Origin of the sequence: Novosphingobium sp. UBA6272, from assembly GCF_002440635.1 — a bacterium.
In the GTDB taxonomy this organism is placed as follows: domain Bacteria; phylum Pseudomonadota; class Alphaproteobacteria; order Sphingomonadales; family Sphingomonadaceae; genus Novosphingobium.
In genome coordinates this window covers 166,973-181,083 of sequence record NZ_DJUW01000003.1, presented here as the reverse complement: position 1 = coordinate 181,083, position 14,111 = coordinate 166,973, and the positions used below count along the sequence as shown (strand labels likewise).

At 63.0% G+C, this 14,111-nt stretch carries 16 protein-coding genes and 1 tRNA gene; 6 read left to right on the top strand and 11 right to left on the bottom strand.

Features of this window, described 5'->3' with window-relative positions; all coding sequences use genetic code 11:
- Together B2V17_RS03235 and B2V17_RS03230 are read right to left on the bottom strand one after the other, a co-directional pair.
- A partial coding sequence (locus B2V17_RS03235) for an adenosylhomocysteinase (RefSeq protein WP_292995138.1) occupies window positions 1-193 on the bottom strand: 193 nt, incomplete at its 3' end.
- A gap of 143 nt (window positions 194-336) precedes the next feature.
- Window positions 337-798 carry an S-adenosyl-L-homocysteine hydrolase gene (locus tag B2V17_RS03230; RefSeq protein WP_292995136.1) on the bottom strand — a complete coding sequence of 154 codons (462 nt, stop codon included), beginning with the start codon at window positions 796-798 and terminating at the stop codon, window positions 337-339.
- A gap of 177 nt (window positions 799-975) precedes the next feature.
- On the opposite strand from B2V17_RS03230, the gene B2V17_RS03225 reads away from it, so the two are divergent.
- Complete coding sequence (locus B2V17_RS03225) at window positions 976-1,455, top strand: peroxiredoxin (protein WP_292995134.1); 480 nt, start codon at window positions 976-978, stop codon at window positions 1,453-1,455.
- Between the two features lie 169 nt (window positions 1,456-1,624).
- On the opposite strand, the gene B2V17_RS03220 is transcribed toward B2V17_RS03225, so the two are convergent.
- The 5 genes from B2V17_RS03220 to B2V17_RS03200 form a co-directional block, all read right to left on the bottom strand.
- A complete protein-coding gene (locus B2V17_RS03220; RefSeq protein WP_292995132.1) occupies window positions 1,625-2,050 on the bottom strand; it encodes a PaaI family thioesterase in 426 nt (141 codons plus the stop codon).
- A 2-nt stretch (window positions 2,051-2,052) separates the two neighbouring features.
- Entirely contained in the window at window positions 2,053-2,661 is a 609-nt protein-coding gene (gene folE / locus B2V17_RS03215; RefSeq protein WP_292995130.1) for a GTP cyclohydrolase I FolE, read from the bottom strand.
- Window positions 2,662-2,672: 11 nt separating this feature from the next.
- Window positions 2,673-4,166 carry a phospholipase D-like domain-containing protein gene (locus tag B2V17_RS03210; RefSeq protein WP_292995128.1) on the bottom strand — a complete coding sequence of 498 codons (1,494 nt, stop codon included), beginning with the start codon at window positions 4,164-4,166 and terminating at the stop codon, window positions 2,673-2,675.
- A gap of 73 nt (window positions 4,167-4,239) precedes the next feature.
- Window positions 4,240-4,316, bottom strand: a tRNA-Arg gene (locus B2V17_RS03205).
- Window positions 4,317-4,361: 45 nt separating this feature from the next.
- Window positions 4,362-4,778: a (deoxy)nucleoside triphosphate pyrophosphohydrolase gene (locus tag B2V17_RS03200; RefSeq protein WP_292995126.1), complete on the bottom strand. Its 417-nt coding sequence runs from the start codon at window positions 4,776-4,778 to the stop codon at window positions 4,362-4,364.
- An 80-nt stretch (window positions 4,779-4,858) separates the two neighbouring features.
- On the opposite strand from B2V17_RS03200, the gene B2V17_RS03195 reads away from it, so the two are divergent.
- Both B2V17_RS03195 and B2V17_RS03190 read left to right on the top strand, forming a co-directional pair.
- The gene (locus tag B2V17_RS03195; RefSeq protein WP_292995125.1) at window positions 4,859-5,047 is read left to right on the top strand and encodes a Flp family type IVb pilin; all 189 of its coding nucleotides are present in this window, start codon (window positions 4,859-4,861) and stop codon (window positions 5,045-5,047) included.
- A gap of 95 nt (window positions 5,048-5,142) precedes the next feature.
- Window positions 5,143-5,316, top strand: coding sequence for a Flp family type IVb pilin (locus B2V17_RS03190; protein WP_292995124.1), 174 nt, complete (start codon window positions 5,143-5,145; stop codon window positions 5,314-5,316).
- Window positions 5,317-5,395: 79 nt separating this feature from the next.
- On the opposite strand, the gene B2V17_RS03185 is transcribed toward B2V17_RS03190, so the two are convergent.
- The 4 genes from B2V17_RS03185 to B2V17_RS03170 form a co-directional block, all read right to left on the bottom strand.
- Window positions 5,396-6,901 carry a M48 family metalloprotease gene (locus B2V17_RS03185; protein WP_292995123.1) on the bottom strand — a complete coding sequence of 502 codons (1,506 nt, stop codon included), beginning with the start codon at window positions 6,899-6,901 and terminating at the stop codon, window positions 5,396-5,398.
- Between the two features lie 86 nt (window positions 6,902-6,987).
- Window positions 6,988-7,935 carry an acetyl-CoA carboxylase carboxyltransferase subunit alpha gene (locus tag B2V17_RS03180; protein WP_292995122.1) on the bottom strand — a complete coding sequence of 316 codons (948 nt, stop codon included), beginning with the start codon at window positions 7,933-7,935 and terminating at the stop codon, window positions 6,988-6,990.
- Window positions 7,936-7,944: 9 nt separating this feature from the next.
- Window positions 7,945-8,829: a tyrosine recombinase gene (locus B2V17_RS03175; RefSeq protein WP_414690754.1), complete on the bottom strand. Its 885-nt coding sequence runs from the start codon at window positions 8,827-8,829 to the stop codon at window positions 7,945-7,947.
- A 2-nt stretch (window positions 8,830-8,831) separates the two neighbouring features.
- Window positions 8,832-10,658: a hypothetical protein gene (locus B2V17_RS03170; RefSeq protein WP_292995121.1), complete on the bottom strand. Its 1,827-nt coding sequence runs from the start codon at window positions 10,656-10,658 to the stop codon at window positions 8,832-8,834.
- A 205-nt stretch (window positions 10,659-10,863) separates the two neighbouring features.
- Between B2V17_RS03170 and B2V17_RS03165 the strand changes: the two genes are divergently transcribed.
- From B2V17_RS03165 to B2V17_RS03155, 3 genes are read left to right on the top strand one after another with little or no spacing between them, the layout of a single operon-like run.
- Window positions 10,864-11,439 (top strand): shikimate kinase, encoded by a 576-nt coding sequence (locus B2V17_RS03165; protein ID WP_292995119.1) that lies wholly within the window; start codon window positions 10,864-10,866, stop codon window positions 11,437-11,439.
- Complete coding sequence (gene aroB / locus B2V17_RS03160) at window positions 11,430-12,542, top strand: 3-dehydroquinate synthase (protein ID WP_292995117.1); 1,113 nt, start codon at window positions 11,430-11,432, stop codon at window positions 12,540-12,542. The genes B2V17_RS03165 and aroB overlap by 10 nt, the downstream gene beginning before the upstream one ends.
- Window positions 12,543-12,586: 44 nt before the next feature.
- Window positions 12,587-14,110 carry a peptide MFS transporter gene (locus B2V17_RS03155; protein WP_292995115.1) on the top strand — a complete coding sequence of 508 codons (1,524 nt, stop codon included), beginning with the start codon at window positions 12,587-12,589 and terminating at the stop codon, window positions 14,108-14,110.
- The last annotated feature ends 1 nt before the right edge of the window (window position 14,111 follow it).

Sequence of the window (14,111 nt, the reverse complement as noted above, 5' to 3'; positions counted from 1 at the left end):
CGATCAGCACCGCGGTCTGGATCGTCATGTGCAGCGAACCGGTGATCCGCGCACCCTTCAAGGGCTGCGACGCGCCGAATTCCGCGCGCAGCGCCATCAGCCCCGGCATTTCGGTTTCGGCAATGGCGATTTCGGCGCAGCCGAAGTCGGCCAGGCCGATGTCGGCGATCACATAGTCATGCTCTTGGGCCACGGCGGGCAACTCCTGTGCTGTATCCAATCAACACCAGCCAAACGAAAAGGCGGCGCCAAACTGACGCCGCCCTTAGCGACTTGCCACAGGAGAGGCAAATATAAAGATATCTTTATATGGCTAGATGGATGCCGTTCATCGGTCTAACGCCGCATCCAGGCCAGCTGATGCGGCCCGCGATCAAGCAATTCATCCGCGGCCTCAATCAGCGGCTCGGTCCCGCGCATTTCGGCAAGCGAGCGCGTGACGAGTTTAAGCTGACCGCAGTTAAGCCAGGGATGGCCCTGCCCGTATTCGTTCGCTATCTGGGTGCTGAGCCGGTCAAGCGCACGGTTGGCCCCGACTGGCCCATAACGCCGCGCGAAGTCGGCCTTGAGCGTGTTGCTCGCAGCGTTAAGCGTGCCCATGTGCGCGGTGGTGAAGCGGCCATAGTCGCTCTGGAAATTGTCGGATGTGGTCCTGCAGCGCAGCCCGGTGACCATCAGCATAATATCCAGCCGGCGCAGCTTCTCGGCCTGGCTGTTGCCCGCGGCGGCTCCAGCCGGAATCGATGATAGCAGCATTCCCGCGGCCATTGCTGCCGCAGCCCCTTTGGCGAATCTCATGGTGCAGTCTCCCGGCGAGTTGATCCCCGCAGGCACCAGCTTCGCTCAGCCGGTTTACCCAATCTTAAAGCGGGGCAGTAAAGCGAACTTAACCATGACCGCTGCGCCTTGCCCCGACCGAGAGCGTCCCTATATGTTGCGACGAACTCGCAAGTTCCCAAGCCAAGGAGAGATACAATGACAATCGCAGTTGGCGACAAGCTGCCCGACGTGAAACTGGTCAAGGCTACCGAAGCCGGCCCCGAAGCGGTGCAGAGCGCCGATTACTTCGCCGGCAAGCGCGTGGCGCTGTTCTCGGTCCCGGGTGCCTTCACCCCGACCTGCTCGGCCAAGCACCTTCCCGGCTTCGTGGAAAAGGCCGGTGACCTCAAGGCCAAGGGGATCGACGAGATCGCCTGCACCGCGGTCAATGATCCCTTCGTGATGGGTGCCTGGGGCAAGAGCGGCGGCAGCGCCGACGTGACAATGCTGGCTGATGGCAACGGCGATTTTGCCGACGCCCTGGGCCTGACCATGGACGGCAGCGCCTTTGGTCTGGGCAAGCGCGGCCAGCGCTTCGCGATGGTGATCAATGATGGCACCGTCGAGCAGCTCCACGTCGAAGCACCCGGCGAATTCAAGGTCAGCAGCGCCGAGTACATGCTCGAACAGCTCTGATCCCGCCCAACCAGCGTTTCTCAAACCCCTCCCCGAGCGGGAGGGGTTTTTGATTCAAAGCAATGCAAATCGCATCTAACTGCGCGATTAACAGCCTGCGACCCCGAGGGTAGGCCCCCCCAACCCTCCATTGGCCCGGAAGCTCCCACCCGATCTTCCGGGCCTTCTGTTATCCGGGAATGGCGTAAGTCACAGTCGACTGGGCAACGATATTGCTTGCGTCTTCCTGCCATAGCACCACGTCGACCGTCGCCAGCCGCCGCCCCAATTTGAGCAGGCGCGCATCGGCATGCACCGTGCGATGCTGCACCCCACGCAAGAAACTGAAGTTGAGGTTGCTGGTCACCGCCATCGCGACCGGTCCGATATGGGCAATGATCACGGCGTAGGCTGCCCGATCGGCCAGGCCCATCTGAGTCGGCCCTGAAACGAGGTTGCCCGGCCGAAGATCCAGCTCGGTAGGTTCAAGTGCGATCCGAACCCGCCCAGGTTCGATCGATTCTATGGTCGATCGGCGCGGATCGCCCATGGGAAAGGCTTGAGCGAAAAATGCCTCAAGCTCGGCGACCGTCATGACCGGGCTGAGCACGGTCACCTTCAATACCCCATCAGGCTCAGCACTTCCTTGCGGCTGCGATGGTCGTCAAGAAAACAGCCCATCATCCGGCTGGTCACCATGCCAACCCCCGGCGTCTTGACCCCGCGACCGGTCATGCAGCCGTGCTGGGCTTCAATCACCACCGCGACGCCTTGCGGCTGGAGGTTGTCCCAGATGCACTGCGCCACTTCCGCTGTCAGTCGTTCCTGGATCTGCAATCTCCGGGCAAAGCCGTGAAGCACCCGGGCCAGCTTGGAAATCCCGACGACGCGGTCTTTGGGCATATAGGCAATTGCCGCCTTGCCGGTGATCGGTGCCATGTGATGTTCGCAGTGCGACTGGAACGGAATGTCCTTAAGCAGCACCAACTCATCATAGCCGCCCACTTCCTCGAACTGGCGTGCGAGATGGTGCGACGGATCCTCGTTGTTTCCTTCGCAATACTCTTTCCAAGCCCGCGCTACCCGTGACGGTGTATCAAGCAGCCCTTCGCGCTGCGGATCGTCACCCGACCAGCGGATCAGAGTGCGGATCGCATCCAGCACATCATCGGGAACCGGCAACTTGGCAGGCAGGTCTTCATCGCTGGCATCATGCCCACAGGACATTCAAATCTCCTTTAGCCAGGACGGCGCAAGAAGCCGCCACGGCGAAACAGACCGCGCTTTGCACTGAACGGTTCGAACAAATGTCCGGGGCGTTCGGGATCGAACAATGCGCTATCGGCGACTGCTTTCTCCGTATCGGTCAGTGGACGCAAGACAAAAGGATCGAGCCGCCTTCCGCCCTTCGGCGCATTTTCGATCAGTTCGAACATGGAACCGTGCCGGGCGAGAACACGATCGACAGTTTCGCGCTGCAATCCGGTATGCTCAGCCAGCAGCGTAATCCGCAGCCTTCGGATCGGATCGCGGACATGATCGTTGCCCGGGCGCGCAGCATCAATGAACAGGTCGCATTCGCTGTCGAGTCCCATAGAGCGGTTGTTCATGTTGGCCGAGCCGACCCGAACGATCTCGTCGTCGACGATCATCGCCTTGGAATGGACATAGATCGCAGTGCCAGCCGCATTGCGAGGAATATAGATGCGGAAACGTTGCTTATGGTCTCGCTGAGCGATCGCATGGCACAGCCGCACCCGCGCGGCATCCATGGCGGTCTGCTCGAGCCAGCCATCGGCGCTTTCGGGATTGATCAAGACGATTTCGGGCGGATCGGGCTCGCTTAGCTTTTCTGCGATCGCCTCTGCCACCGCGCGTGAAGCGAAGTACTGGCTTTCGGCATAAATGAAACGCTTGGCCCTGCGGATGTGCTCGACGAACAGCGCCTCGATCTCGCGCACTTCATCCTGCCCGGCCCAGGCCGAGCGGGTCCGGGCGATCCCCACCTCAACATCGGTAAATTCCGCCTTGAGGCCTTCGGGCCAGGCGCTTTCTGCCTGCGGTGCACAGGGCAGCAGCGGCGTGCCCCCTGCCCTAACCCAGCGATCACGACCAAGTTCGCCCAGCGCGCTCGCGGCGTCCCCTTCGACCAGCATGGTCAGATCGTGCCAAGGGCCATAGAGTCTGGTGCCATAGGGATGGCGCCGGCGAGGATCGTCTTCGATATGCTCCGGGGTGTCCCACCGATCGCTGGTCATGTCGATCCCGCCGCAGACAGCGAAATTGTCATCAATCACGATGATTTTCTGGTGGTGACTGCAGCCAAGCGGATGCGCCGAATCGAACTTGAAATCGATTCCCCGATTCAAGAACCAGCGGATCAGATCGAGGATCATCGAACCGCGGAAGATAAACTTCAGCGCGCCGAAATTCCATTTCAGCACCCGCACCTGCAATCCTTTGGTGCGCTTGACCAGCCAGATCACGAAGGGGCCCAGCCGGGCCGGCTGCACCTCGCGGTCAGGCAGATTATAGAACTTGCGGCCCGGCCCCAGTCGCACCCGCGTATCGAAATCCCAACCGATCATGTGGATCCGCTGCTGCGCCCGAAGCATCGCCTGCTGCATCAGGGTGAAATAGGCTGCCGCATCGATCACCACATGGGCGCGGCTGGCCCTGGCAAATCGCCAGACCGAGCGCGAACCATCCGTGGCGGGTTGAAGTTCGTCCATCCGCAACACTTAGGAGCGCCCCGGGCCGCGAACAACCAACAAAAAAGCCCCCTGTTAGGGAGGCTTGAGAGAATGGCGCGCCCGGAACGATTCGAACGTCCGACCCTCAGATTCGTAGTCTGATGCTCTATCCAGCTGAGCTACGGGCGCGTTGGAGTGGCGCACATAGGGGTGAGCGAATGGCTTGGCAAGCGGCTAAATCGACCTTTTCGTCATTTCCAGCAATGCCCGGGCCAATGGCACATCAAGCGGCGGCATTTGCAAATCCTGGAGCGCTTCCGGCGTGAACCAGCCAATCGCGTCGCCATCAAGGCAGGCCAGCTCTCCCTGCCATTCGCGGCAGGTGTAAAGCAGAATGACATAGGGCTGGTCGGGATCCGAGGCGAAGCTGAGCGGCTGCAGCGCCCCGGGATCGAGCATCAGGTTCAGTTCCTCGCGAATCTCGCGGCAAAGCGATTCTGCCAGGCTTTCTTCCGGCTCCACTTTCCCGCCAGGGAACTCCCACAAGCCGCCATGTTCCGCTTCACGGCGCCGCAACTGCATCAATACACGCCCATCCGCCGCAATTAGCGCGGCCGCAACGACTGGAACGATTGTCGGAGTTTTTTTCACAGTGAGCCCAGTTCTATACGAATTCTTAATTACGATCCCACTAATTCCGTCCGATCAACCCACGCTGGGGACGACCGGGCATGAAGAATACCATCAAGGCACTGCTGAAAAACGATCGGGGCACCTCCTCGGTCGAAATGGGCCTGATCTGCGCCCTGATCGTCCTCGCCATGCTGACCGCGCTGCAGGATTTCGCCTCGGGCAGCATCTCCATGTGGAACAACGTTTCAAGCAAGTCCGCCGAAGCGATGGGCGGCCCTGCGAGTTAAACTTTTCTCAAGAATTTCCCCTTAGTCCGGCAATTGCTCAATCCGGGTGACAGGGAAAGAGCCGGGTAAATTGACTGCCAAACAGGAGACTAATCATGAAGTTCATCAAGAAGCTGTTCCGTGACGAAGCTGGTGCAACCGCCATCGAATATGGCCTGATCGCTGCTCTGATCGCCGTTGCCGCCATCACTGCCATGCAGGGTCTGGGCAACGAACTGCAGACCACCTTCAACACCACCTCGTCTGCGATGGCTGGCGCTAACGCCTAATCGCAAACCGAGAGGTTTCGAAAAGTGAGGGCGGCAGGGAAACCTGCCGCCCTCTTCTTTTGCGCGCAACAGATGAAATTCAGTAGGTTACGAGCTTTAGCCGCTGCCCTGCGGTGATCTTTGAGCTAGCGTTCAGCCCGTTCAGTACCAGAAACCGGTCCAGCGGCGCATCAGTATAGGCCATGCGCGATGCGAGCGACTGGACAGTGTCGCCTTTCTTTGCAGTTATCACGGTCAGCTTCCGCGGCTTGATCGCACCCGCCTCGGCATCGCTGATCCGTCGCATAGATCCGAACATCGAATCGAATACGCCGGTGCCACCCGCCTGGGTGATGGTCATGAAATGCAGCGCGTTGGTCGTACCCATCTGATACGCGAACACCGTCACGTCGACCGAGCTGTTGTTGCTTTGCGCCACCCGTGCGACCGAATAGGCAGCAGGAATGCCGTTGACCGTGGTCTTTTGCACCGGCCCCGGGGTGATCGTAACCTTGTTGTCTTGTGCCAGCTTGGCGAAAACCGCGCGGACATAGGCGTCGAGATCGCCGTTATAGGCTGCGGCGGTTAGCTGCCCCTTTCCCGATTGCCCGCTGATCGAGACCGCCTGGGTCCCGTTCACCATGAAGAATCCGTTCGGCGCCTCGAATGCGAACTTATCGATCGGGTGGACGAACTTGCGACCTTCGACGATCCCCTCCTTGGGATCATCGCCGTAAGTCAGCCCGCTGATCCGATTCAGGAAAGTATCGCGGTTGAGTGTGCCGCCCGGATTCGTTCCGGCCAGCGCTGCAGTGGCGCTGACCCGCTTGGCCGGATCAGGGTGAGTCGAGGCCCATTCCGGTGCCCGATTGTCCGGCGCGCCCAGCAGCCTGACCGAAAGCGTATTCTGCGCAGCGAGGCTGGCGAGAACGGTCGACATAGCGCGCGGATCGTAACCGGCGCGGCGCAGATATTCGATCCCGAGCTTGTCTGCCTCGTTTTCCTGACTGCGCGAGAACTTCAGCGTCAGGATCTGCGAGCCTTGCAGGAACCCTTGCTGAAGCAATTGTCCGAACTGGCTGTTACCCAGGAAAACTCCAGAAAGCACCGCCCCTAGCACGCCAATCACCTGATTGCGGGTCGCGGCACTTTGCCGCTTGTTCGAATGCCGCGCGGCGACGTGACCGACTTCGTGGCCCAGCACGCCGGCCAGTTCAGCCTCGTTGTTCATCAGCGAAACCAGCTGGCGGGTGGTGTAGATATAGCCGCCGGGAATCGCGAATGCATTGTCGACTGAGGAATTGAGCAGAGTTACGGTGAAATCGCCCTGGGCATTCGAAAGCCCTGACTGGACCGCGATCTTCTTGCCCACCGATTCGACGTAGAGCGCCTGCGGGCCGCTGACTGCGCCACCGAATTCGGCCACCAGCTGCGGATGGTACTTGGCGCCTTCCTGCTTGTCTTTGGCGCTGATCGCCTGGACCGTTCCGGCCGAAGACTGCGCATTGGCAGGCGCGCTTTGCCCTGCCCCGTAAACCGGGAGGATTAGGCCAGTCCCAAGGATGAAGGCGAGCGTACGCCGGTTGGCAAGCAAATGGGCAGACATGGGACGCGATCCTCCACAACGTTTTCCGAGGGTTAACAGACTAGACCCCTGTCAAACGGTTGGAAAGCCCCCTGAACCTTGCTGGCTCAGCCTTCGCCGATCCGCAGGAACCGTTCCTCGCGCATGACTCTCAATTTTTCCGGCGAAAGCTTGGTCAAGGAATCCAGTTCCTCTTCGATCGCCTTGGCCAGCGCGGACGTGGCGAGAACTGGATCGCGGTGAGCACCACCGACCGGCTCCTTGACGATCCGGTCAATCACGCCCAGCGCAAGAAGGTCCTGCGCGGTCACCTTCATCGCCTCGGCCGCGTCGGCCGCCTTTTCGGCGGTGCGCCACAGGATCGAGGCGCAGCCTTCGGGGCTGATTACCGAATAGACCGCATGTTCCATCATCAGCACGCGTTCCGCGCTGGCCAGAGCGACAGCGCCGCCCGATCCGCCTTCACCCACGATCACCGCGACCATCGGCACCGGCAAGGCCAGACAGGCCTGGGTCGAACGGGCAATCGCTTCGGCCTGGCCGCGCTCTTCCGCCTCAACCCCGGGGAACGCGCCCGAGGTATCGACCAGCGTCACGACCGGCAGCCCGAACCGCCCGGCGAGCTCCATCAGGCGGATTGCCTTGCGATAGCCTTCCGGCTTGCCCATGCCGAAATTGTGCTTGATCCGGCTTTGGGTGTCGTTGCCCTTCTCATGCCCGATCAGCATCACCCGGCGATTCCCCAGCCGAGCAAAGCCGCCGATAATCGCCTGATCATCGCCGAAATAGCGGTCCCCGCCCAAGGGCATGAAATCGGTAAACATCTGCGCGACATAATCGACGAAGTGCGGCCGCATCGGGTGGCGGGCAACCTGGGTCTTCTGCCAAGGGGTCAGCGCCTTGTAGGTCGCAGCCAGCAGATCCGCGCTCTTCATCTCAAGCCGGCGGATTTCAGCAGAAATATCGACATCGCCACCGGCTGCGGTCTGGCGCAGCTCGGCAATCCGGGCTTCGAGCGCCGCTACGGGCTTTTCGAATTCAAGGTAGGAAATCATCCCGCCGCGCTAGCCCCCCTGACCGCGCACGGCAAGAGGGTGCCGCGCGTTGACCAGCGCCACCAGCCGCGCCGAATCGACATGCGTGTAGATCTGGGTGGTGGCGATATCGGCATGGCCGAGCAGCGTCTGGAGCACCCGCAGGTCGGCCCCGCCCTCCAGCAAATGCGTCGCAAAGGCGTGGCGCAGCACGTGCGGGCTGACCTTTTCCGGATCGAGCCCGGCCCGCGCCGCCAGCGCCCGGAGCAGCTGGAACAGGCGGATCCGGGTCAGGTGACCCTGTTTCGAACTGGAGGGAAACAGCGCCTTCCCCTCCCCGCCGCGCAGCGCCATCCAGCGCGACAGCGCCTGCCGGGCGCGGGTGCTGACCGGGACCATCCGTTGCTGGCCGCCCTTGCCGGTAACCGTCAGGAACGGCGCATCGCGCGGCACGGCGGATAGCGGCAGCGAAACCAGTTCGGTCGCGCGCAGGCCCGAGCCATAGAGCAGTTCAAGCAAGGCCAGCATCCGCACCGCATCGGGCTTCTCACCTGCCGCATCTTCCTCGGCGCGGGCAAACAGCGCCTCAACCTCGGCATGGTTCAAAAGGCGCGGCAGCGGCCGGCGCGCGCGCGGGCGCGGCAAGGCCGGAGAGGGATCGTCCTTGCGCCAACCCTCGTCCATCAGAAAGCCATAGAACTGCCGCAGCGCAGAGCATTTGCGGGCCAGGCTCGACGGGGCAAGGCCGGCCCAGACAGTGCCCAGCGACGCCAGCACGGCATTGTCTGCCGCCACGAGGTCGCCAATCGCTTCCTCCGCGCCTTCCAGATCGCGGCGATAGGCCGCCAGCGTGTTCGCAGCAGCGCCGCGCTCTGCGGCCAGCATCGCCAGGAAGGACTCGATCGCGGCCGAAATCGTCAGCCCCGCGCCACCGCTTCGGCCGCGATCATCCGCGCTTCGGCGCTCAGCCCGACGCGGTTGAGCGCCGAAACGATGTGATAAAGATGCAGCGGGGTCATCTTGTCCCAGCCGTTACCCTGCATGCCTACCCCGGCGAGCAATGCGACCAGTGCGCCGTTGTTGGCATCGGCGGCCTGAGCGATCAGCCTGGTCCAGTTGGTCTGCCGGCCCAGATCGACCGAGAGCTTGTCAGCAAAGTCCTTGGCCGTAGTATCATCGATCCGCTGCAGACCGTATAGCCCGGCCAGCAGGAATCCGCTCTTGCGGTATTCGTCGCTGGGATCATTGCCGTAAAAGCTGTTGAGCGCCCCGCCATCGACCGGCTGCGCGCGCTCCGGCGCGGCTACGGCCAGCATGCCCCAGGCCAGCGAACCGGTATCGACCTGTCCACCCCAGGCCAGTGCATTGCGATCGAGCCCGGCTGTCAACATCGATGCGATCAGATCGGCTGCATCACCAGACTGATCCCCCGACACCGGCATCCGAGCTGCGGCATAGGCGGTCAGCACCTGGCGCGAATAGCGCGCTTCGGCATCCGGAGCTCCGTCCCACAATTGCTTGATCGCAGCCATCCGTTCAGACGCTGAAGCGCCGACATAGGCGTTGCGCAGCGTTTCGGCAGCTGTCTCCCAATCGCCGGTGATGTCCTGCTGCGCATAGATCTGGCTGTAGAGATCTACCATGGCTGCGCTCGAGAGGATTCCGGTCGCGGCGGCTCGATCGGCTCCTTTGGCGCGCGATTCGAGCCCGAGCATCGGCGCGGATGCTGCGACCAGGGAATAGCGCTGCGGGGCATCCTTCATCGCCTCGGCCGGCGGCTCGATGCCAAGTGCGATCGACAATGCGTAGCGCCACGGGTTCATGTCGCTGATCCCGTCCCACTCGATCTTGACCGCGCGGCGGACCTTGCCGGCAGCCCCGGCGTATTTCTGGGCCAGCAGCACGTCGATCCGGGTCAGGCCATCTTCGCCAACCAGCTTGTCGAGCTGGGCCATGCCCGAGGCCCCGTCACCCTGGAACGAGGAGCAGATCCCGCGCAGCATCCGCCATTCGCCATCCTTGCGCGCGCCGCCCTGCACTGCCACCACCGGGCAGATCCCGGTGATATCGGCGGTAAAGGCATAGGCATCGAGCGCGGCGCGGGTCAGGCTGTCGGTGTAGTTGCCGGCATCGACATCCTGCACCACCGCGCGGGCCAGATCGCCCTCGCCCATCCGCACCAGCAAGGCCGCCCGGCCTCCGGCGAAATCGGCCGGGTTCATCCCCGCCGGCGCATCCATCCGCGAAACCAGCGCGCGGCGCAGCAGGATGTGGCCCCAGCGCGATACCAGCCGACCCTTGTTGCCATCGAGCAATTTGCTGACCAGTTGCGGGCTTTGCCGCCCCAACGAACCACCGGGAAAGCCACCCTCATCCTCAGCCAGGACGCCAACCCGCTTCATCGAGCGGCGCGCCGCGGCCGGCATATCGAACTTGGGCTTGAGTCCAAGCAGCTCATCAAGCTGATCTGGGGTCATTGCCTCCAGCTCTTTCAGCGTCGGAACGCGCTGTCCGTTGGGAAGCGTGCGTTGTGCGGCGGCGGCCTTGGGGGCAGATCCGCTTTCTCCGGGCAACGGCTGCACGACCGGAGTAGATCCCGGATTCGGTGCCGTCGGGGTTGCCGGGCGGGCCTTCGGTTTTTCAAAACCTGGGGGAAGCAGCGATTCGGGCGAATCCTGAGCCAGCACCAGCGCCGAGGACAAGGCAAGCGCGGTCCCGCCGGCGAGCAGGAGCAGCCGCTTCACTTGGCATCTCCGGGCAGCACGGCAGGGGCGTATTGCGGCGAAACCGGGCGCTCGCCGCCGTCCACCCAGGCCCAGCCGAGCACGCCGACCAGCACCGCGAGTGCCACCATCAAACCTATCGACTTGCGCCTATCCAACGCCACGCGCGACCTCTCCAGCCCGGAAACTTGCACTGTCGGTTAGCCTATCTATAGGCGGGGCCGCAATGGAGCATGATGAAGCAGCGCTTTCCTCGGCCGAAATAGAGGCCCTGGCCCACCGGATCGACCGTCCGGTCGTGCTGGTCGGCCTGATGGGCGTGGGTAAATCGAGCATCGGGCGCAAGCTGGCGGGATTGCTGCATATGCCTTTCGTCGATGCAGACGACGAGATCGAGCGCGCCGCGCAGATGTCGATCAGCGAAATCTTTGCCCAGTTCGGCGAGGCCTATTTCCGCGATGGCGAGCGCCGGGTGATTGCCCGGCTGATCGAAGGCGAGGGATCTCGCAAGGTCATCGCCACCGGCGGCGGCGCCTTTGTCAATTCCGAGACTCGCCGCCTGATCCTCGACAAGGCGATCGCCGTCTGGCTCGACAGCGATCTCGACGTGCTGGTCGACCGGGTCGGGCGCAAGGAAACCCGGCCCCTGCTCCGCAATGGCAACCCGCGCGAGATCCTGGCAAGGCTCAAGACCGAGCGCGAGCCGGCCTATGCCGAGGCGCCGATCCATGTCATGAGCTCGGCCGGTCCGCAGGGCCGCACGGTCGGCCGGGTGCTGAAAGGAATTGCCGAATGGCTGTGATCCCCGTCGACATTGCTGGCGCACCTTACGAAGTGCGGATCGGCACGGGGCTGCTCGCAAGCCTGACCGAGCAGTGCAGCGGCCGCCTGCGCAAGCGCCGGGTGCCGATCGTCACCGACATCCGGGTCCATGCGGCCTGGGGCGCGGTGGTCGAAAATGCACTGCGCGAAGGCGGCCATGAAGCCGTCTGGCGGGTCCTTCCTCCCGGCGAACCCAGCAAGAGCTGGGAACAGCTTGCCGCCACGGTCGACTGGCTGCTGGCCGAGGAGGTCGAGCGCGGCGATCACATTCTCGCGTTGGGCGGCGGGGTGATCGGGGATCTGACTGGTTTTGCCGCCGCCATCCTCAAGCGCGGCTGCAAGTTCATCCAGCTTCCCACCACCCTGCTCGCTCAGGTCGATTCCAGTGTCGGCGGCAAGACCGCGATCAACACCGGCGCGGGCAAGAACCTGGTCGGCGCGTTCCACCAGCCCGCACTGGTGCTGGCCGACCTTGCCGTGCTCGACACCCTGCCCGAGCGCGAGCTCAAAGCCGGCTATGCCGAAGTGGTCAAATACGGCCTGCTCGGCGATGCCGAATTCTTCGCCTGGTGCGATGCCAATGGTGCGGCGATGCTGGCAGGCGATCCGGCGTTGCGTGAATATGCCGTGGCCCATTCAGTCGCGGCCAAGGCCCGGATCGTCCAGGCCGACGAGAAGGAAACGCTCGGCCTGCGCGCGCTGCTCAACCTCGGGCATACCTTTGGCCACGCGCTGGAGGCGCAGACCGGCTTTTCCGACCGGTTGCTCCACGGCGAAGGCGTGGCGCTCGGCATGGTCCTCGCCGCGCGCTTCTCAGCCCGGCGCGGACTGCTGCCGCGGGCCAGCGCCGAACACGTCGCCCGCCATTTCGCCGAGATCGGCATGATGAGTGAGATCGCCGCGCTGGGCCTCAACTGCGATGGCCAGGCGCTGGTCGCGCACATGCTGCACGACAAGAAGATGGACGCGGGCACCCTGCCCTTCGTGCTGATGCGGGGAATTGGCGATGCCTACCTTACGAAGGATGTTGATCTGGAAGAGGTTGGGGAATTCCTCGACGAGGAGTTGCAGCGCTCCGTCTGACGCGGTAGCCACCCGTTGCAACTGAAACTAACCCGGGGAGCACCATGTCCGTAGCCGAAGCCACGCCCGAGCTGGAAGCCCCGCCGCACGATCGCGCGTTTCTGGGCCACCCCAAGGGCCTCGGCTACCTCGCCTTCGTCGAAGGGTGCGAGCGGTTCTCGTACTATTCGATGCAGACGCTGCTGGTGCTGTACATGGTCAAGTACCTGCTGCTGCCCGAGCATATCGGCAGTGTTATCGGGCTGAGCTGGCTGCAACAGGCGGCCTACGACGGCAAGGAAGGCCAACCGCTCGCCTCTGCGATCTTCGGTGACTACACCAGCCTGGTCTATCTGACCCCGATTGCCGGCGGGCTGATCGCCGACCGCTGGCTGGGCCGCCGCGCGACGCTTCTGGCGGGGGCGTTGGTCATGGCAATCGGTCACTTCCTGATGGCGTTCGAGGGCCTGTTCCTGTTCGCACTGCTGGCCCTGGTGATCGGTGTCGGGCTGTTCAAGGGCAATATCGCCAGCCAGGTGGGCGAGCTTTACGGTCCGAAGGACCTGCGCCGCGCCATGGCGTTCCAGATCTTCTACATCGCGATCAACGTCAGCGTGATCATCGCGCCCCTGATCTCGGGCACGTTGGGTGAGAAGGTCGGCTGGCACTATGGTTTCGGCACTGCCGGGATCGTCATGGTGCTGGGCCTGCTGCTTTACATCAAGGCCGGTCCGTGGCTGCCCAAGGAGGTCCGCGCAGTTCAGGCGAAGGCATCGTCAGACGGGGTCAACGGCACGAAGCTGCTCGGGTTTGCCGGTCTGGCGCTGGTGATCCTGATTGCCATCGGCAAAGTCGTTCCGGGAATTGCCGCGATGGGCATTTCCGGCCAGGTCGGGCTATCGGTGGCGATCGGCCTGCTCGCCGCTGTCGCCGGGGCAGACCGCCCCCGGGTCTTCGCCCTACTGATGCTGATCCCGATCCTCGCGCTGTCGATGCTGACCAACCAGGAAATCTTCAACGCCTATCTGGTCTGGGCCGACGAACATTTCCAGCTGACCTTCTTCGGCACCACCTTGCCGACCAGCTACATGATCACTATCGACGCGGCGCTCAGCTTCTCGATGCTCGCTGCGGTCGCGCTCTATTGGAAATGGCGCAGCGATCGCGGCGGCTGGGAGCCGGACGAGATCGGCAAGATGATCATCGGCAGCTTCTTCGTGATCGGCGGCGGACTGTGCCTCTACATGGCCGCGCTGACGCAGGGGTCAGGCAAAATCGGGCTGTTCTGGCCGGTGATGTTCCACCTGCTCAACTCGATCGGTTTCGCCCACATCATGCCGGTCAGCCTGGCGCTGTTCACCAAGGTCGCGCCCAAAGCGATCGTCGCCACGGTGGTCGGCATCTACTACCTGGCTTTCTTCACTGCCAACAAGACGGTCGGCATCATCGGCGGCTGGTATTCGACCATGGACACGCCCAGCTTCTGGCTGGTCCATGTCGGTACCGCCGTGGCCGGACTGGTCGGTTTTGTCGTGTTCCGCGCGGTGATCGGCAAAAGGTTGAACGAAGCCTCGTCGTCCCCGGCTTGAC

Excerpts from the sequence above, each read along its gene's own strand:
- B2V17_RS03230 (WP_292995136.1), bottom strand. The coding sequence starts at position 798 with ATGAGATTCGCCAAAGGGGCTGCGGCAGCAATGGCCGCGGGAATGCTG.
- B2V17_RS03210 (WP_292995128.1), bottom strand. The coding sequence starts at position 4,166 with ATGGACGAACTTCAACCCGCCACGGATGGTTCGCGCTCGGTCTGGCGA.
- B2V17_RS03190 (WP_292995124.1), top strand. The coding sequence starts at position 5,143 with ATGAAGTTCATCAAGAAGCTGTTCCGTGACGAAGCTGGTGCAACCGCC.
- B2V17_RS03180 (WP_292995122.1), bottom strand. The coding sequence starts at position 7,935 with ATGATTTCCTACCTTGAATTCGAAAAGCCCGTAGCGGCGCTCGAAGCC.
- B2V17_RS03195 (WP_292995125.1), top strand. The coding sequence starts at position 4,859 with ATGAAGAATACCATCAAGGCACTGCTGAAAAACGATCGGGGCACCTCC.
- B2V17_RS03185 (WP_292995123.1), bottom strand. The coding sequence starts at position 6,901 with ATGTCTGCCCATTTGCTTGCCAACCGGCGTACGCTCGCCTTCATCCTT.
- aroB (WP_292995117.1), top strand. The coding sequence starts at position 11,430 with ATGGCTGTGATCCCCGTCGACATTGCTGGCGCACCTTACGAAGTGCGG.
- B2V17_RS03225 (WP_292995134.1), top strand. The coding sequence starts at position 976 with ATGACAATCGCAGTTGGCGACAAGCTGCCCGACGTGAAACTGGTCAAG.
- folE (WP_292995130.1), bottom strand. The coding sequence starts at position 2,661 with ATGTCCTGTGGGCATGATGCCAGCGATGAAGACCTGCCTGCCAAGTTG.
- B2V17_RS03155 (WP_292995115.1), top strand. The coding sequence starts at position 12,587 with ATGTCCGTAGCCGAAGCCACGCCCGAGCTGGAAGCCCCGCCGCACGAT.
- B2V17_RS03165 (WP_292995119.1), top strand. The coding sequence starts at position 10,864 with ATGGAGCATGATGAAGCAGCGCTTTCCTCGGCCGAAATAGAGGCCCTG.